Origin of the sequence: Aeromonas piscicola (assembly GCF_000820005.1) — a bacterium.
GTDB lineage: Bacteria > Pseudomonadota > Gammaproteobacteria > Enterobacterales > Aeromonadaceae > Aeromonas > Aeromonas piscicola.
In genome coordinates this window covers 17,336-35,213 of the sequence record NZ_CDBL01000033.1, presented here as the reverse complement: position 1 = coordinate 35,213, position 17,878 = coordinate 17,336, and the positions used below count along the sequence as shown (strand labels likewise).

Here is a 17,878-nt window from a genome sequence, read left to right as displayed (position 1 = left end):
AGGCAACCCCGGCATGGGACGTCAGGCTGGCGCCATGCTCTCGATACGGTGGCGATGCAATCGCACCAGGGGACAACCAAAGTCCAGATGATAGATGGAATGGCCCGCTTGCAGGGTCACTTCAGTAGCCCGACTGGCCTGAAAGTCTGGCGAGCGTTCGGCGAGCAGGGCCAGCCCCTGCTCGAAAAATTGCAGCATGGAGAGTCCCATACCGTGTTCCATGTTGCGAATGAAGTCACCATCAATGCTGGACTCATCGAACAGGACCAACTCGGCGTTGAAGCCCCGTGCCAGCATGGCTCGCGCCATGGCCAGTTTGGCCTCAGTGGGAGCGATGGGATCATGGATGGCGTGCACCATAAGACAGAAGGTGGCCGTCCCTCCTTGCTCCGCCATCTGATCGAGCTGGGAGGCACTGAAGGAGCGGATGATGAAGGCATCCACGTCAAACTCATGAGGGTGCCCGGCCACCATCCGCCAGGGAGAACACACGCACAATGCCAGTTCCACCCCGCCTTGCAGCGTGCACTGGTACTCCACCGCCCCTATATCCCGCCCCACCACATACGCCAGATTAGGTTCAGCCCAGGAGGAGTTGTCAAACAGCGCGCGGGCGTAACCCGGGCGGAACTTGTTGACCATTTGCGCCAAATAGCCGCCATAGGAGGAACCCACCAGTATCAGATTGTCGCGGTTGCCATTGTAGCGGCGCATGGCATCTTCGATGGCGTTGAGAATATCGAGCGCCGCCATCACACCAAAGTTCTGGTAGGCGCCGTCGGGGGGCGTGAGCAAACCCTGAAAACGCAGCGGCGCGTCCGGCTGGAGACCATCCAGCGCACGCAATAGCGCGGCATCTGGCGTATCCAATGGCAACGCCAGCAGAGAGAGCGCACGCTCCCGCTCACCCGGCAGCAATGAAATGCCAGCCCCCACCGAAGGGCGCGATCGCATGCAGAAATAGTCGACGCACAGCGCCGCCATGCCGTGCTGCGTGGCGACCCTCTCGCAAAATACTTCGCTATAAGCACCCAGATCACCGCCAAATCCCGGTATATAGACCACCAGGCCGCTGCCGGCCTGCTCGGCACAGTGGATCCGGTAGCGCACCTGGCGATCGCCGCATAGCCCCAATTCGACATCGGGATGACCAGCAACGCTGTGTTCGTAATAGGACATGATGTCGACCTTGTTGGAAGGTGATGCAGCCCGCATCGCCTCGACCATTCCAGTTGGGATCCTGGCTATCACGGCGCCATTCCCCGAAAGAGCGGAGCATGCTGCATTGTCGGCGTCAATGGAATCTTATTTTTTCCTAGCCGCGCCTGAATTCACTGTGAGCGTCTCTATCACCACGCTTACGCAAGACACGGGCGGGCCTCATCCCGCCCGGACTCTCCTTTTAACTCAGCCCAGCGCCCTGATCAGCAGCAGGATCGCGAAACCGGTGAACATCACGGCCGACAGCCGGTTGATCCCCCTGGCGAAGCGCTCGCCATATCCCTGCATGCCCACCCAGCGAAACACCAGGCAGTAGCCGCCATGCACCACCAGCACCACGGCACTGAAGGTCAGCGCCAGCAGCATGCACTGGCCCAGCGCCCCCTGACGAAAATCGATGAACTGGGGAAACAGGCTGGTGAAGAAGATGATCGCCTTGGGATTGAGCAGGCTGATGAGCGCTCCCTTGGCGAAACTGCGGCCACAATCCCGATCGGTGGAGGCCCCCACGACCGGGCTGACCGCGCGCTGACGCCAGGAGTTCAGCCCCAGATAGAGCAGATAGAGGGCGCCCCCCAGAGTGAGGATCTGCTGCCCCCCGGCCAGCAAATGGGTAAACCAGAGCACCGCCAGCGAGGCCAGGGTCGCCACCATCAATATCCCCACCGCCACCCCGACAAAGCCAGCGATGGCGTGGCGGGTTCCCCGGGTCAGGGTGTTGCCTATGGTGTAGATCACCGCCGGGCCGGGACTGAGCACAGTCCCCACGGCGAGCAGCAGGTAGAGGGCGTAATATTCGAGGCTCATCACAGGGTATTCCATCGTCGGTCAAGTGCCGCCCAGTATATTGACAGCCTCTTCGCCAGCCAGACATAGTGGCGCTCGGCTTTATAAACCAGGAGTTTAGAGTGGATCGTCTGACCGCCATCGAGATCTTCGTCGAAGTCGCCCGCGCGGGCAGCTTCAGTGCCGTGGCGGAGCGATTCGAGATGACGCCGGCCATGATCGGCAAATACATCAAATGGCTGGAAGCCAGAGTGGGTTCCCGCCTGCTCAACCGCAACACCCGCTGCCAGAGCCTGACCGAGGCGGGCAGAGAGTACCTCGGCGGTTGCCAGAGCCTGCTGCAGCACTATCGGGAGCTGGAGCAGAACACCCGGGCCCACACGGGTCAGGCGGCGGGCAAGATCCGCATCAATGCCCCCATCACCTTTGGCAGCTATCGGCTGACCCCCTTGCTGTGCCGCTTCATGGCGCAGTACCCGCAGATCCGCATCGAACTGGATCTCTGCGATCGGCTGGTCGATGTGATCGGCGACGGCTTCGACCTCATCTTTCGGGTCGGTACCCCCAAGGATGCCGCCTACATAGCACGTCCACTGACCAGCTCGACCTCGGTATTCTGTGCCTCGCCACACTACCTGCAATGCCACGGCACTCCGATCGAGCTGGCGGATCTGGCCCGTCACCGCTGCCTGGGTTTCAGCCCCTGGCTGACGCAGTCGAGCCTGGCCGAGGAGTTTCTCCTCGAACATCTGCACCTGTGGGACAGCCAGTTCATCAGCAACCATGGCAGCGCCCTCAAGGTGGCGGCCCTGAATCATGCGGGCATAGTGCTGCAACCCAGAGCCCTGCTGAGCCAGGAGCTGGCCAGCGGGGCCCTGCTGGAGATACTGCCGGATGCCCTGCCCGCCCCGCGCCCGGTCAACCTGCTCTATCCGGCCAGGGAGCCGATGCCGCTGCGCCTGCGGCTGCTCATCGACTACCTCAGCGACCACCGGCATGAGCTGGATCTGCCCGCATGAGAGGCAGGCCGGACCGGGTTACTCCCCGCGCAGCGTCGCTCTGCGCAGATAGACATAGCCCTCGCCCGGGCTGCCCCAGCGCTGATGGGCCTCGTTGTCATAGGCCCGGTCCAGCAGTCTGACGCTGTGGGGGCCGATCCAGAGGTATTGAACCAGGGTGCTGGCGCCACCGAAATTGGTGGAGCAACTGCCGACCTTGCTGTGGCCCGCATACTCCCCCGAGGGTTGGCGGGTCAGCCAAATCTCGCAACCCTGACGCAGGGAAAGCTGTTGCGGGGTGAGGGAGTCCAGCAGACTGGGGTCGCGCCAGGCGCCGGCGAAGTCGACGGCTCTGGGCATGGTCAGTTCGGCCATCAGGATGCGGCCATCGGGCACGGGAGAGAAACGGTAGATACGCTGGCGAAACGGGCGCACCGCCCGCTCGGTCAGGAACTGCTCGGCATAGACCCAGCGAAAGCCCTTGTAGCCGGGCCAGATCTCCACCAGCCGCAGCTCGGCGCTGGTGAAACGGGAGTCATAACTGGCCTGCTCCCGGCTGGAGAACTCGCCGGTGAACCAGGAGAGCAGCGGTTCCATGCTGACCTGAGTCGTCGTCGCCCTGGCCGCTGACGGGCCGGGCGGGATGGAGACAAAGGGGGCGGGCGCCGCCCATACCAGGCAGGTGCAGAGTAGCCCGCACAGAGCCGCCATCAGCGTGACCATCGAATCCTTCCGAATCATTTTCATGGCGGCGATTATATGAGCGAATGGCCGCAATAACCGCAACCTTGATCAAATCCTTGCCGATCCATTGAAAAATCACAGTGTTAGCGAAAAGAAGTGACGGTTGCGCCGGGTTCCATGGCCCCGTCACCTGCCGACACAGGGGGCCAGCCAGCCCGCCCAGCCAGCCAGTGGCAAGCCCAGCCCCCTCCCCGATAACTTGGATGACGACTGAACGGGCGACCGCTTCCTCTTGTGGGCGCTCTTTGAATCGGTTATTTCTCTTGCAACGCCTTGCGCATTGGATGCCAGGGCCATGCATATCAGGAGCAAAGATGAAGAGAGCCGTAATCGCAGGCATGGTGGCCATCCTGTTGGGTGGCTGCGCAGTGAAGAATCAGGTATCGCAGGGGTTGCAGGCGATCCCGCTGGCGGCCTTTCAACCGAGCGAAAGCAACGCTAATCAGCGCGTCTACAAGGAGCCCGGGGTCGACTTGCGCCAGTACCATCAGGTGCTGCTCGATCCGCTGCAGTTTATCCGCCAGGAGAATGGCCAGTGGTATCTGCTGACCGCCAACGAACAGAACCAGATTGGCCGTTACTACCACGACAAGTTCCAGAGCGAGCTGATCCGCCACGGCGTCAAGATCGCCACCGCCCCCGGCCCGGGGGTAATGCGGATCCAGTCGGCTGTCACCAACTTCGACCTGACCCGTCCCGACCCCAAACTGCGTGACCTGATGCCAGCCAAGATCGCCATCAACGTCACCCGCGAAGTGATCGGCAAGGAGCCCTACCTGCTCAAGGTGGGCAGTATGGCCCAGTTGCTCGACTCCCAGAGCGGCAAGCTGCTGGTGCGGGTGATGGATGCCCGCGAAAGCCCGGACACCACCCACAAGGATTCGCCCATCACAGCCGAGGAGATGGAGAAGATGATCGACCAGTGGGCTGCCAGCCGCGCCAAACAGCTGGCGGACAATATTGGTAAATAAGAGTGGAAAATAACAGCGGCAAATAGGCATCCGAAAACTGGTGCTGACAAGATCGAGAGAGGGAGCCAGCGGCTCCCTCTTTGTTGTCTGCATTTTTTGTTCGCGCCGGTAGCATGGCCGCGTAGCCCTTGTCGGATGGGAATCGACCCATAGCCGAGTCCGCTGTTTCGCCGTCAGCGGTGAAACCGGTCGCCGATTTCTGCTTTTCTCCCCCGTATTCTGGCAGTTAGGATGACCCCTCCCGTGACCGCCTCCTCATAGCATAAGGAACCACTATGACCTGTCACCCCAGCATCCAACACTGGCGCGAGCTGCAAGAGCCGGAGCCGGGATCATACCCCGGCAGCGAGGAGCGGATGTCCCTCGGCAGCGCGCTGGGCAGGCACTTTGGCTTTAGCCGCATCGGCATTCACCACGAGCTGGTAGCGCCCGGCCACCGCACCAGCTGGCCCCACGCCGAAAAGACCGAAGACGAGTTCGTGCACGTACTGGAAGGGACGCCGGATGTCTGGCTCGATGGGGTGCTCCATCGGCTACAACCGGGGGATTCGGTGGGCTTCAAGGCCGGTGACGGGCTGGCCCACACCTTTATCAACAATACGGATGAGCCGGTGCGGCTGCTCTGCGTAGGGGACAGGGATCGCGCCGACAACCGCATCCACTACCCCCTGCACCCCGAGTACAACCGCCAGATCGGCAAGCGCCACTGGGACGACGTGCCCGGGCGCGACATGGGTGATCACGACGGCCTGCCCGACCGGCTGCGCGAGCGCAACGGCCCGTTCTGAGCACCCTTCACAGCATAAGGAATCACAATGAATCGCCACCCCTGCATCAAACACTGGCGCGAGCTGCAAGAGCAGACGCCGCGTTACTACTCCGGCAGTCAGGAGCCGCTTTCACGCGGCTGCGCCCTCGGCAAGCACTTCGGCTTTAGCCGGATCGGCATTCACCACGAGATCGTCGAACCCGGCCACCGCACCAGCTGGCCCCACGCCGAAAAGACCGAGGACGAGTTCGTCCACGTATTGGAAGGGACGCCGGATGTCTGGCTCGATGGGGTGCTCCATCGGCTGCAACCGGGCGACTCGGTTGGCTTCAAGGCCGGTGACGGACTGGCCCACGCCTTTATCAACAACACCGAAGAGACTGTTCGGCTGCTCTGTATCGGTGACACGGATCGGGAGGACAACCGTATCCACTACGCCGTTCACCCCGAGCGCAATATCACCCTCGGCAAGTTGCACTGGGACGATGTCCCCGAGCGCGAGCTGGGTGATCATGACGGCCTGCCGGACCAGTTGCGCAAAAGTAACGGTCCTTTCTGATCCGGCGCTCATACCAGAATGACCCAGCGCTGGCGACTATCCTTGATGCGGATCTCAATCAGGAGGAGTTGATCATGACGACGGGAACAGTACGACTGCACAGGGTGCTCAAGGCGCCGCCGATGCGGGTCTATCGGGCCTTTATCGAAGCGGATGCGCTGGCCAAGTGGCTGCCGCCCCACGGCTTTACCTGCCGGGTGGCGCATCTGGAGGCTCGGGTTGGCGGCTCGTTTCGGATGTCATTCTGCAATTTTGCCAGCGGGCATGCCCACGCCTTTGGCGGCGAGTACCTCGAACTGGAGCCGGGCAAGCGCATCCGCTACACCGACAGCTTCGACGACCCCAACCTGCCAGGGATGATGCAGGTGACCATCAGCCTGACCGGAGTGCTTTGCGGCACCGAGCTTGCCATCGAGCAGGCCGGGATCCCCGAGGTCATACCGGTGGAGATGTGCTATCTCGGCTGGCAGGAGTCCCTGACCCAGCTGGCTGCCCTGGTCGAACCCGAGATCCCGGGGGAGTAGCCTGGCACAGGCCCGAGCGGGTTGCGCGCGTCGGCCAGCCCAAAAAAGAGAGCCTGCCACATGGCAGGCTCTCTTCATTCCGGCAACCCTGAGACTTATTGCAGGTTCAACCCGCCCAGATAGTCCCGCTTGCCGAGATCGACCCCGGCCCGGCGCAGCAGGGCATAGGTCATGGTGAGGTGGAAGTAGAAGTTGGGGATGGCGTACTCGTGGACGCAGGTATGGCCATCCATCCCCTTGCCGCCCGCCCAGTGGGGGACGTAGCGACCGCTCTCGAACTGGCTGAAATCGGCATCCAGCTTGCTCTGCAAAAAGGCGATGGTCTTGGCAATATGGGCGCGCAGATCCGCCATGGTCCCGGGTTCATCCCCCATCACGGGCAGCTCGCCATGGCTGGCGGTGGCGACACAGGTACGGGCCGAATCGCAGCAGATCAGCACCTGTTTGCTGAGTGGCAGCATGTCGACGATCAGCCGATCGCCGAAGAAGTTCTCCACATTGAACTGCTTCGCCTCGGCATGGGCGGCGGCCTTGGCCAGGCACAGGTCGAGGTTGGTCAGCATCTTGATAAACTGGGCAGCAATATCACGGTTCATGGTGCGTTCTCGGTTGGTTGAAGGCAGTTAAACAAGCGGCACCACTATAGCGCATCCCCCCGCAGTATCACCCCCACCCCACAACCGCCGCGACAAGGTATGCCCATCGACAGGAAGCTGCGTATTGGGGCACCCATCTTTTACTCATCACCAACCTGGCTACGGCTTACTCAGAAAGATGGGTGTCCCAGATTTACTCGAGGCTGCCGGCACCCTGAGTCCTTCTTTGGCTCTTTTTTGATCTGTGACATGCATCACGTTTTTCCAGGGGCGTAGGCTGATCCCGCAGCCCGGGCATCCAACCGGGTACAACACAAGAAAAGGAGAGTGCCATGAAAATCTATGACCGAAACCGCAATGCGCTGAAGCTGGGTCAGCGTGTGATGATTGCCGCCACCGGCGCCGTCGACGTTCTGAAAAAGGCCCACACCGACAACATGACCCCCTATCAGGCGGAGCATGAGAAGTGCGTGCTGCTGGCAAACACTCAAGAGCGTTACGCGCCCATCGAGTTGATTAGACTAGGCTGATCCCTTTCCCTGTCACCCTACTCTTTACAATTCACCCGGCCACCGCGCCCCATCTGGCGGCCGGGTTTCTGATCCCCCCTCTCTGCTTTACCCACCCTTCGACTGCATCGATTCAGGCCTGTGTGAGTCGCTGCGTAGGTTCGATTAGCGAAGCGTAATCGGACGATCGCGTAATGGAACATCCACGTCATCACGGCTCGCAAGCAGATCGAACTGGGGCGAGGCTATGCTTGGCTTTTCGGCAGAAGCGAGGGGAAGGGCATGGCCAATTGGCGACGGACCTGGTGGCCCGGAGGAACCTGGTTCTTTACCGTCAACCTGCTGGAGCGGCGCAACAACCGGTTGCTGGTGGAGCAGATCGATCTGCTGCGTCATAGCGTTGCCAAGGTGCAGCAGGCTCACCCCTTCGCCATTCACGCATGGGTGGTGTTGCCCGACCATCTCCACTGCATTCTCTCTTTGCCGGAGGGGGACACCGATTTCCCCCTGCGTTGGCGGCTGATCAAAAGCCGCTTTTCCCGCGCCTTGCCGGTGAACGAGCGGCGCAGCCAGACCCGGTTACGCCACGGGGAGCGGGGCATTTGGCAACGCCATTATTGGGAACACCTGATCCGGGATGAGCAGGATTACCGCCGCCATCTGGATTACGTCCATATCAACCCGCTCAAGCATGGTCATGTTATGCAGGTTGCCGATTGGCCGTATTCCACTTTCCATCGTTATGTGGCGAGTGGCGTCTATTCGCAGAATTGGTGCGGGCTAGGGGATGGGCCGTTGGGGGGATTGGAGTGAACCGCTCGAGGTTTTTGCCTTTGTGAATGATCGAAGGGACGATTGACCGAATCCTCGAAAGTCAGAGTTCGCCTCCGATTACGCGATCGTCCGATTACGCTTCGCTAATCGAACCTACAATGCTTTATTTTTATTTAAATATCTAAAGTCAAATCTACTCGCCAAATACTTGCAAGGTAGCTTGAGAGAGTCAAGTGACACATGATATAACTAACCGTCCAACTTTTGGTATTTATTTGCAGAAGAGGTAGAGATGGGGGAGTTATCTAAAAAAATTGGGGAGCATGGTGAGAAAGTCGTGCGTAATTTTATTACCATGATTGGGTGGAGTGCCGCGCAGGATGGGGTTACCATCCCGTGTGAACATGGTGGCGCTCATAAAATAGGTAATGGTGATAAAAATACTCATGGAATAGATCTGTTCCATTCAGTTAAGTCACAGTTACAAGACTTCACATTAGATAACATAGTAATCTCAGTCAAATACACATCTAAACCGTATCCTAACTATCCTACAAGCCACTTCAAAAGCTATTTTCGTGACCTAGCTCATACTCTTGAGTGCTTCATGTTATCTGACTTCAGAACAATAAATAACTCAGATTATGAAATGAGTGGAATTCGAGCATCAAGAGAAATAGGTGTGCTGTTTTGGCTAACCAATGATAGTGAGTCAGAACAGAATGTTCTCAAAAAAATCCATAATATTGTAATAGAGAAAGGCCTGTCATTTTCATGTATTTACGTGGTAGATAATGAAAGAGCTAAATTTATTTACGATTCTATATCATATATAAAAAGCTCTTATTATGATATGGATGTTAATTTCCACTATGCTTTCACGTCATCTAATTACAGCGACCCAAAAATTAATAAGTTTGGCAAGGTAATGCCCGTCGAGTATTTAACATCAGACATTCTCCCGTTCAGATTGACTGATAAAAACTCCCAAAAAATGTCATTTTGCTTGAGCTGTAAAGATGGCTTTTCTGAAGAAGCAATGAATAGGTTAATATATCTCGCCAGTGATGTGTCACAAAACTTTACAAATTCTTTTGTATTTTTATTTCCTGATTACGACCCACTTAAACACCAAACTATAGTTAATCGCGCAGTGCAATTACAAGGTGACGCTGGTCGATCCTTAGATATAAATGTTTATTCATTCAAGAATACATTCGAGAGCTTAGTACATGGCAAATGAAAAATATGTATTACCATATGGTGATAATTTAAGGGACTTACTCAATGACTCACTTATTACAAAAAGTGATCTCAGAGCAATTTTAAGAAAAAGAGGCGTTTTCACTTACGCTGACGAGAAGCCAGACCAAGTACCTCTTATCGTGAGGACTGGAGTTACTCCAAAAGAATTTGCGGATATTCTCGAGAAAGTTAAAACAAAAGAGGAAAATCCAAAACTTCAAACGCAGACCGTAAAATGTATTAAAGGCGATCATACATTAAAAGCTATGCTACCGGCGAATCTCGACTTATCTAGAGTGATAAATAAGCCTTTTTCCAACTACAAATTGATAGGTTCCCCATCCTTTAAAACTATAGATGGTGATAGTAACAATATTGAACTGGCATTTACAATTGAAAGATATGACTACAGTAAAAGCTGGGATAAAAATACAACATTATTCTCCGGGAAAGTGAGATTGAAAAAAGAAAAAGACTCTGTTGATGTTAATATATCGCTATCTCATACATCATCAGAGACAAAAGATGTTGCTAGTACAATCACATCTACTTTGATTCATGAAATGAAGTCGTCTGGTTTTATAGATAAACGAGAGGAATTGAAAAAAATACTATTTTCTGATTTTTCAAATGAGAACAGAGTTCTTTTTCTCCAAAGGGTAAGCCAAAACCCAATAGACTGCGAACTATATTTTAAGGATACTAAAGATATAGGATTCAGTCCTGATGAAAGTCAAAAACTCCCCACTGAAATGTCTTGGATGGAAAAGAAAATATCGACCTTAATATTAAAAGGGAGTGGTTTGCACTCAACATTCTTTGTCCAGGATAAAGCTCTGCACAAACATATTAAACTACATTCACTAGAGGCTGACTACACCTTTGACTACACTAATTTTAGTGGAACATGCCACATTACCTTCGACTTTCCAGAGTTCACCATAAAAAAGGACGTTAAATCCGAATTGGCCATTCGAGTTAATAGTATTAAATTCAAGAAAAAGGAAGGCATTTCAACAAGCAAAGTAAAGGAAATGCTATTATCACAGCTTGATAAAGCAAAAATAAAATACTATGAAGTCTATTCCGACAAAGTAAAAACGATGTAACGACATTATGTACATAATATATCAACCCAGATATTTACTTCTAGGTTGGTTGAATAAAGAAAGTTACAACCCTTTAACCTTGAATACGCCGTCACCAGCCACACAGCGCCGACGTTATCGAACTGGACCCGTACCCCTCTCTGCTGGCCAAGCTTGATGCCGCTGGCGTCCAAGATCGCGCCACCTCATTCTGACCAAAGCGGTCATACAGGATTCCCCCAAGTCAAAGTCGGGCACGGTTTTGATCCCCCTCCAATCCGCCGAGGATCAGAGGCAACGTCAGGGACGCCATCAGGGATGATGGTGTAGCCGCAGTCGGCACAGGGATGTGCCGTCTGCGGCGGCCCGTCCGACGTTAACTCTGAACCGAGGGTACTGGCGAAGCCAGCGGATTGGCGGGGGAGAAGACCTTTGGTGACTTTGGGTCTTTCCAAAGTCACTCGCCCAAGCCCGAAGGGCGGGCGAAACCCTGTCGAGGGCAACGCCCTCGCGTCCTGCACGGCGCCAGCCGTGCTATTTGCAAAAGACAGTCGAGTCAGCCACAGAACACCAAAGCAAAAGGAGCCATCGGCTCCTTTTCACATCACAGGTGGGTGTGCTGCGCCTTACAGCGCTTCAAGGCGGGCATACGCCGTCACCAGCCACTTGGCGCCGACCTCGTCGAACTGGATCTGTACCCGGCTCTGCTGGCCGACCCCTTCGAAGTTGAGTACTACCCCTTCCCCGAATTTTGGATGGAGCACCCGCTGGCCGAGCTTGATGCCGCTGGCGTCGAAGCTCTGCTGCACTTCGTTCTGGCTAAAGCGACCGTACTGGGTGGGGCGGCTGACCTGAGTGCGCAGGCGGATCTCTTCCAGACACTCGGCTGGCATCTCGCGGATAAAGCGGCTCGGCTTGTGGAACATCTCGCGGCCGTAGATGCGGCGGCTCTCGGCATAACAGATGTAGAGCTTCTCCATGGCGCGGGTCATGCCCACGTAACAGAGGCGCCGCTCCTCTTCCAACCGACCCGACTCCTCGGTCGATTGCTGGCTGGGGAACATGCCTTCTTCGACGCCGACCAGCAGCACCAGCGGGAACTCCAGCCCCTTGGCGCTGTGCAAGGTCATCAGCTGCACCGCATCGGCATATTCGTCCGCCTGATTCTCGCCGGATTCCAGCGCCGCGTGAGCGAGGAAGGCGGAGAGATCGCTCATCTCTTCCAGCTCGTCCGGACGCTGGTACTGGCGGCAGGCGGTGACCAGCTCGTCCAAGTTCTCTACCCGTGCCTGGGATTTCTCGCCTTTTTCCGCCAGATACATGGCCTTGAGGCCGGAGTGCTGGATGGCGATATCGGCCTGCTGGTGCAGCGGCAATAGAGAGACCTTCTCTTCCAGCGCATCCAGCAGATCAACGAAGCCACGCACCGCATTGCCGGCACGACCGGTCAGCACCTTGTCATTGAGCAGCCCCTTGGCCGATTGCCACAGGTTGAGCCCCTGATCGCGGGCGTTGCCACGCAGGATCTCGAGGGTGCGATCGCCGATGCCGCGGGTCGGGGTGTTGACCACCCGCTCGAAGCTGGCGTCGTCGCCGCGGTTGTTGATCAGCCGCAGGTAGGCCATGGCGTCCTTGATCTCTTGCCGTTCGAAGAAGCGCAGGCCGCCGTAGATGCGGTAGGGCATGGCGTCCTGCATCAGCGCCTCTTCCAGCACCCGCGACTGGGCGTTGGAGCGGTAGAGGATGGCGCAGTCGGCCAAGAGGCCGCCCTTCTCTTTCCAGTCCTTGAGACGACCGACCACGAAGCGCGCTTCGTCCACCTCGTTGAAGGCGGCATAGAGCGAAATCGGGTCCCCCTCGGCCCCCTCGGTCCACAGCTCCTTGCCGAGCCGCTCCGAGTTGTTGGCAATGACGCAGTTGGCGGCCTTGAGGATATTGGCGGTGGAGCGGTAGTTCTGTTCCAGGCGTATGGTCTCGGCGCCCTGATAGTCGGTCAGGAAGCGCTGGATGTTCTCTATCTTGGCGCCGCGCCAGCCGTAGATGGACTGGTCATCGTCGCCGACGATCATCACCTTGCCGGAATCCCCTGCCAACATCCGCAGCCAGGCGTACTGGATGCCGTTGGTATCCTGGAATTCATCCACCAGTATGTTCTGGAAGCGATCCCGGTAATGCTCAAGGATGTGCGGCTTGTTCAGCCACAGCTCGTGGGCGCGCAGCAAGAGTTCTGCAAAGTCCACCAGCCCGGAGCGATCGCAGGTCTCCTGATAGGTCTGGTAGATCTGCTGATAGGTGCGGGTGACGGGGTCGCCGTAGAGGTCGATGTCGCCGGGGCGCAAGCCCTCGTCCTTCTTGCCGTTGATGTAGCTCATCACGGCGCGGGGGGCCCAGTGCTTCTCGTCCAGGTTGAGCGCCTTGATGACGCGGCGGATGAGGCGGTACTGGTCGTCGGAGTCGAGGATCTGGAAATCCTGCGGCAGACCCGCATCCAGGTGGTGGGCCCGCAACAGACGGTGGGCGATACCGTGGAAGGTGCCTATCCACATGCCGCGCTGCATGCTGCCCAACACTTTCTCGACCCGGCCGCGCATCTCGGCCGCCGCCTTGTTGGTAAAGGTCACGGCGATGATGGAGAAGGGTGAGCAACGCTCCACCTGCATCAGCCAGGCAATACGGTGCACCAGCACCCGGGTCTTGCCCGAACCGGCGCCGGCCAGCACCAGCAGGTTGCTGCGGGGCGCCGCAACGGCATCTCTTTGCTTGTCGTTGAGCCCGTCGAGCAGGGTTGAAACGTCCATCACCACTCCTGTTTATTTATACAGGCGGGGATTATACGACCTGTGGCGCCACAGACCAAATCGGCGTGAACGACCGGCGCAACCTGGTATGTCGGGCCTGGGTCCGGAGGGGCCAAAACGGGCATGGAACATAAACAGGCACCAATAGAAACCACTTTTTAGCCTGCAGGGCGAAAACGCTTGCTTATAACCATATGAATATAAACAAAAATGTCATTTGAAGCCCGGTTTTTGCAGAATTTAAATCTGAAAACAGGCATCAAAACAACCACTTATAAATTGATCTGCTTATATTTCAAACCGTTACCGCAAACGTTTTTCCTTTATGATCTCCTTGACCCGCACCGTGGCTCACTTACAGTTAGCCAGCGTACTTTATGGCCTGCTCCGGCAGGTTGTGGACCCTCACATAACAATCAAGGATACGATCGTGACTAAAGTGCTCAAGCTGGCCACCGTGGCCACCCTCACTCTCGCTGCCCTTTCCGCTCAGGCAGCTTCCCAGCCCGCCGTCATCTATGACACCGCTGGCAAATTCGACAAGTCATTCAACGAAGCCGTGTTCCGTAACGGCGTCGAAGTCTACAACAAGGACAAAGGCGTCAAGGTCAAGGAGTTCGAACCCCAGAACGAAGCCCAGCGTGAGCAGGGCCTGCGTCGTCTGGCCAGCCGTGGCAACGGCCCGATCGTCGCCGTCGGCTTCAACATGGGCTCGGCCGTCGAGAAAGTCGCGACCGAATTCCCGAAAACCCAGTTCACCATCATCGACATGGTGGTCGACAAGCCGAACGTGCAGTCCCTCATCTTCAAGGAGCATGAAGGCTCCTTCCTGGTGGGTGCGCTGGCTGCCATCGCCTCCAAAACCGGCAAGGTCGGCTTCGTGGGCGGCATGGATATCCCGCTGATCCGCAAGTTCGAGTGCGGCTACGAGCAGGGTGCCAAGTACGTCAATCCGAAGATCGAAGTGTTCCAGAACATGACAGGCTCCACCCCGGCAGCGTTTGCTGACCCGGCCAAGGGTGCCGAGCTGGCCAAATCCCAGTTCGCCAAGGGCGTCGATGTGGTTTACGCCGCAGCCGGTGGTACTGGTATCGGTGTTTACCAGGCAGCCAAGGATGAAGGCAAGTTCGCCATCGGCGTGGATTCCAACCAGAACCACCTGCAACCGGGCACCATGCTGACCTCCATGGTCAAATCCGTGGGTCTGGCCGCTTATCAGACCTGGGATGACGCCGCCAAGGGCACCTGGAAACCGGGTATCAAGAACCTGGGCCTGGCCGAGGGCGGTGTGGATTGGGCACTCGACAAAGACAACGAGAAGCTGATCAGCGCAGACATGAAAGCCAAGGTTGACGCCATCAAGGCCGACATCATCTCCGGCAAGGTCAAAGTTCATGACTATATGAGCGACAACAGCTGCAAATACTGAGTAACCGCTACTACTCTCAACCCAACGACCGGCCCGTAGGGGCCGGTTTTTAGTCTCTCTTCATGACCCGCAAGGACTGCATCATGGACCAGACAGATCGCTATGCCATCGAATTAAGGGGTATCGATAAGCGGTTCGGCGAAGTGTACGCCAACAAGCAGATCGACCTTAAGGTTCAAAAAGGCAGTATTCACGGTATCGTCGGCGAAAATGGCGCCGGCAAGTCGACTCTGATGAGCATCATCTACGGTTTCTACCACGCCGACAGAGGCGAGATGTTCATCGACGGCAATCCTTTCAAACCCCATGGCTCACAAGATGCGATCGCCGCAGGCGTGGGCATGGTGCACCAGCACTTCATGCTGGTTAACAATTTCACCGTGCTGGAGAACGTCATCCTCGGCGCGGAAAACGGCTGGCACCTGGGCCAGAGCCTGGCGGCGGCCGAGAAGCTGCTCGGCGAGCTGGCGCGGGACTATGGTCTCGACGTGCCACTGCACGAGAAGGTCGAGGATCTTCCGGTGGGCCTGCAACAGCGGGTCGAGATCCTCAAGGCGCTCTATCGTGGTGCCCGCATCCTGATCCTCGACGAGCCGACCGGGGTGCTGACCCCGCAAGAGGCGGATCACCTGTTCGAGGTGCTGAAAAAGCTGCGGGATCAGGGCGCGACCATCATCCTCATCACCCACAAGCTGCGGGAGATCCTGGCAATTACCGATCAGGTCTCCATCATGCGCCGGGGCGAGATGGTGGCACACGTCGCCACCAAGGATACCGACAAGGAGCATCTGGCCGAACTCATGGTGGGCCGCAAGGTGCGCCTCAAGGTTGACAAGGGCCCGACCCAGCCGGGCGAGGCCAAACTCAAAGTCAACGGGCTCAGTTACTTCGACGATGCCAAGGTGGAGCGGGTCAAATCCGTCAGCTTCGAGGTGCGGGCCGGTGAAGTGGTCGGCATCGCCGGCGTCTCCGGCAACGGCCAGTCCGAGCTGCTAAGCCTGCTCGGCGGCATCATCAAGCCCAGCAAGGGCAGCTTTACCATCACAGGCAATGGTCAAGCGCACGAGGTGAGCGTGGCGCATCCGGCCGATCCCGAGCGGGTGCGGAACTTCGGCCTCGGCCATGTGCCGGAAGACAGGCACAAGATGGGCCTTATCAACCGCTTCGAGGCGCAAGAGGCCTTCATCCTGGGCTATCACCGCCGTCCCCAGTACAACAAGGGCTGGCTGCAGAACAAGGAGGCGATCCTGCAGGATTGCCAGGCCAAGATGGACAAGTGGGACGTGCGCCCGCCCCATCCCGACCACAAGACGGCCAACTTCTCCGGTGGCAACCAGCAGAAGCTGGTGATCGCCCGTGAAGTGGAACAGAACCCGGATGTGCTGCTGATCGGTCAGCCGACCCGCGGGGTCGATATCGGCGCCATCGAGTACATCCACCAGCAGATCATCGCCATGCGCGACAAGGGCAAGGCGGTGCTGCTGGTGTCGGTGGAGCTGGACGAGATCATGAGCCTGTCTGACCGGATCCTGGTCATCGCCGACGGTCGCATCGTCGGTGAGCTGGACGGCGCCAAGGCGGATGAGCGCACCATAGGGCTGATGATGGCGAACATAGTTCCCGACGAGGTGGCGGCAAGCCAATCGCAAGGAGCCACATCATGAACCTGGTACCCTTCCGTGAAACAATGGGTTTGATGATGGTCAACGCACCAGTCCCCGACGAGATTGCCAAGGAGGCTCGCTCATGAGCCAAGCACGTATCCCTGCCTGGATCTCCGTGGGCGTGCTGCCCGCGGTCAACATATTGCTGGCCTTCCTGGTGTCGGCCATCCTGTTCTACTACCTCGACATCAACCCGGTCGATGCCGCCAAGATCATGTGGTACGGCGCCTTCGGCACCGGCGAAGGGGTCGGTTTCACCCTCTACTACGCGACCGGTTTCATCTTCACCGGCCTGTCGGTGGCGGTGGCCTTCCATGCCGGCCTGTTCAACATCGGCGGTGAAGGTCAGGCCTATATCGGCGGCCTCGGCGTCGGCCTGGTCTGTCTGCTGCTCGGCGACTCCCTGCCGTTCGCGCTGCTGCTGCCGCTGGCCATCATAGCCGGTGGCCTGTTCGGTGCGGCCTGGGCCTTCATCCCGGCCTGGCTGCAAGCCAAGCGCGGCAGCCACATCGTCATCACCACCATCATGTTCAACTTCATCGCCGCCTCCCTGATGGCCTACCTGCTGGTCGAGGTGTTCAAGCCGGCGGGCTCCATGGCGACCGAGAGCAAGGTGTTTGCCGAGGCGAGCTGGTTGCCCAAGGTCAGCGAGCTGGCGAGCGGTTTCGGCATGGAGATGCCCAACAGCCCGCTCAACATCAGCTTCTTCTGGGCGCTGATCTGTGCGGCCCTGGTCTGGGTCTTCATCTGGCATACCCGCTGGGGCTACGAGATCCGCTCCGTGGGTGCGAGCCAGAGCGCCTCCGCCTACGCCGGTATCTCTTATCCCAAGGTGGTGATCCTGGCCATGGTGATCTCCGGCATGCTGTCGGGCTTCTTCGCCCTCAACGTGCTGCAGGGCGAACTGCACCAGATCAAACTCAACTTCGTGGAAGGCTTCGGCTTCACCGGTATCGCGGTGGCCCTGATGGGTCGCAACCACCCGGTCGGCGTCATCATCGCCAGTCTGCTGTTTGGCTTCCTCTATCAGGGGGGCGCCGAGCTCAGCTTCGAGTTTGGGGTCGACCGCAACATAGTGGTGGTGCTGCAGGGTCTGGTAATCCTGTTCTGTGGCGCCCTTGAGCACATGATGCGTCCGCGCATCGAGCAGCTCTATCTGGCGTTTGCCAACCGCTCATCCGCGCAAGCCAAGGGAGTCTGATC

At 57.7% G+C, this 17,878-nt stretch carries 17 protein-coding genes; 12 read left to right on the top strand and 5 right to left on the bottom strand.

Annotation, left to right across the window (positions count from 1 at the left end; genetic code table 11):
• Positions 1–21: 21 nt before the first annotated feature.
• Complete coding sequence (locus tag BN1128_RS05365; protein WP_042866858.1) at positions 22–1,227, bottom strand: DUF2920 family protein; 1,206 nt, start codon at positions 1,225–1,227, stop codon at positions 22–24.
• A gap of 180 nt (positions 1,228–1,407) precedes the next feature.
• Entirely contained in the window at positions 1,408–2,028 is a 621-nt protein-coding gene (locus tag BN1128_RS05360) for a LysE family translocator (RefSeq protein ID WP_042866856.1), read from the bottom strand.
• 101 nt (positions 2,029–2,129) lie between these two features.
• Between BN1128_RS05360 and BN1128_RS05355 the strand changes: the two genes are divergently transcribed.
• Positions 2,130–3,026 (top strand): LysR family transcriptional regulator, encoded by an 897-nt coding sequence (locus tag BN1128_RS05355; RefSeq protein ID WP_042866854.1) that lies wholly within the window; start codon positions 2,130–2,132, stop codon positions 3,024–3,026.
• An 18-nt stretch (positions 3,027–3,044) separates the two neighbouring features.
• Here BN1128_RS05355 and BN1128_RS05350 read toward each other — a convergent pair whose 3' ends face one another.
• Positions 3,045–3,728: a chromophore lyase CpcT/CpeT gene (locus BN1128_RS05350; RefSeq protein ID WP_209428544.1), complete on the bottom strand. Its 684-nt coding sequence runs from the start codon at positions 3,726–3,728 to the stop codon at positions 3,045–3,047.
• A 335-nt stretch (positions 3,729–4,063) separates the two neighbouring features.
• Between BN1128_RS05350 and BN1128_RS05345 the strand changes: the two genes are divergently transcribed.
• The 4 genes from BN1128_RS05345 (at position 4,064) to BN1128_RS05330 (ending at position 6,572) form a co-directional block, all read left to right on the top strand.
• Entirely contained in the window at positions 4,064–4,720 is a 657-nt protein-coding gene (locus tag BN1128_RS05345; protein ID WP_042866853.1) for a DUF3313 domain-containing protein, read from the top strand.
• Between the two features lie 275 nt (positions 4,721–4,995).
• The gene (locus BN1128_RS05340; RefSeq protein WP_042866852.1) at positions 4,996–5,508 is read left to right on the top strand and encodes a cupin domain-containing protein; all 513 of its coding nucleotides are present in this window, start codon (positions 4,996–4,998) and stop codon (positions 5,506–5,508) included.
• 27 nt (positions 5,509–5,535) lie between these two features.
• Positions 5,536–6,048 carry a cupin domain-containing protein gene (locus BN1128_RS05335; RefSeq protein ID WP_042866850.1) on the top strand — a complete coding sequence of 171 codons (513 nt, stop codon included), beginning with the start codon at positions 5,536–5,538 and terminating at the stop codon, positions 6,046–6,048.
• A 74-nt stretch (positions 6,049–6,122) separates the two neighbouring features.
• Positions 6,123–6,572 carry an SRPBCC family protein gene (locus BN1128_RS05330; protein WP_042866848.1) on the top strand — a complete coding sequence of 150 codons (450 nt, stop codon included), beginning with the start codon at positions 6,123–6,125 and terminating at the stop codon, positions 6,570–6,572.
• Positions 6,573–6,667: 95 nt separating this feature from the next.
• Here BN1128_RS05330 and BN1128_RS05325 read toward each other — a convergent pair whose 3' ends face one another.
• Positions 6,668–7,168, bottom strand: a complete 501-nt coding sequence (locus BN1128_RS05325; RefSeq protein WP_042866845.1) for a DUF1993 domain-containing protein — start codon at positions 7,166–7,168, stop codon at positions 6,668–6,670.
• Positions 7,169–7,500: 332 nt separating this feature from the next.
• Here BN1128_RS05325 and ydfZ point away from each other — a divergent pair, with 332 nt between their 5' ends.
• The 4 genes from ydfZ (at position 7,501) to gapS4b (ending at position 10,805) form a co-directional block, all read left to right on the top strand.
• The gene (gene ydfZ / locus BN1128_RS05320; RefSeq protein ID WP_042866843.1) at positions 7,501–7,698 is read left to right on the top strand and encodes a putative selenium delivery protein YdfZ; all 198 of its coding nucleotides are present in this window, start codon (positions 7,501–7,503) and stop codon (positions 7,696–7,698) included.
• Between the two features lie 261 nt (positions 7,699–7,959).
• On the top strand, positions 7,960–8,490 hold the full coding sequence (locus tag BN1128_RS05315; protein ID WP_042866841.1) for an REP-associated tyrosine transposase: 531 nt from the start codon (positions 7,960–7,962) through the stop codon (positions 8,488–8,490).
• 253 nt (positions 8,491–8,743) lie between these two features.
• Positions 8,744–9,694 (top strand): GapS4a family protein, encoded by a 951-nt coding sequence (gene gapS4a, locus BN1128_RS24455; RefSeq protein ID WP_082030362.1) that lies wholly within the window; start codon positions 8,744–8,746, stop codon positions 9,692–9,694.
• The gene (gene gapS4b, locus BN1128_RS05310) at positions 9,684–10,805 is read left to right on the top strand and encodes a GapS4b family protein (protein WP_042866839.1); all 1,122 of its coding nucleotides are present in this window, start codon (positions 9,684–9,686) and stop codon (positions 10,803–10,805) included. Before gapS4a ends, gapS4b begins: the two co-directional genes overlap by 11 nt.
• Positions 10,806–11,410: 605 nt before the next feature.
• On the opposite strand, the gene uvrD is transcribed toward gapS4b, so the two are convergent.
• On the bottom strand, positions 11,411–13,582 hold the full coding sequence (uvrD, locus tag BN1128_RS05305) for a DNA helicase II (RefSeq protein WP_042866837.1): 2,172 nt from the start codon (positions 13,580–13,582) through the stop codon (positions 11,411–11,413).
• Between the two features lie 430 nt (positions 13,583–14,012).
• On the opposite strand from uvrD, the gene BN1128_RS05300 reads away from it, so the two are divergent.
• The 3 genes from BN1128_RS05300 to BN1128_RS05290 all read left to right on the top strand — a co-directional run bounded on the left by BN1128_RS05300 (position 14,013) and on the right by BN1128_RS05290 (position 17,876).
• Positions 14,013–15,011 carry a BMP family lipoprotein gene (locus BN1128_RS05300; RefSeq protein WP_042866835.1) on the top strand — a complete coding sequence of 333 codons (999 nt, stop codon included), beginning with the start codon at positions 14,013–14,015 and terminating at the stop codon, positions 15,009–15,011.
• Between the two features lie 83 nt (positions 15,012–15,094).
• Positions 15,095–16,675: an ABC transporter ATP-binding protein gene (locus BN1128_RS05295; RefSeq protein ID WP_042866833.1), complete on the top strand. Its 1,581-nt coding sequence runs from the start codon at positions 15,095–15,097 to the stop codon at positions 16,673–16,675.
• 82 nt (positions 16,676–16,757) lie between these two features.
• Positions 16,758–17,876 (top strand): ABC transporter permease, encoded by a 1,119-nt coding sequence (locus BN1128_RS05290; protein ID WP_042866832.1) that lies wholly within the window; start codon positions 16,758–16,760, stop codon positions 17,874–17,876.
• The last annotated feature ends 2 nt before the right edge of the window (positions 17,877–17,878 follow it).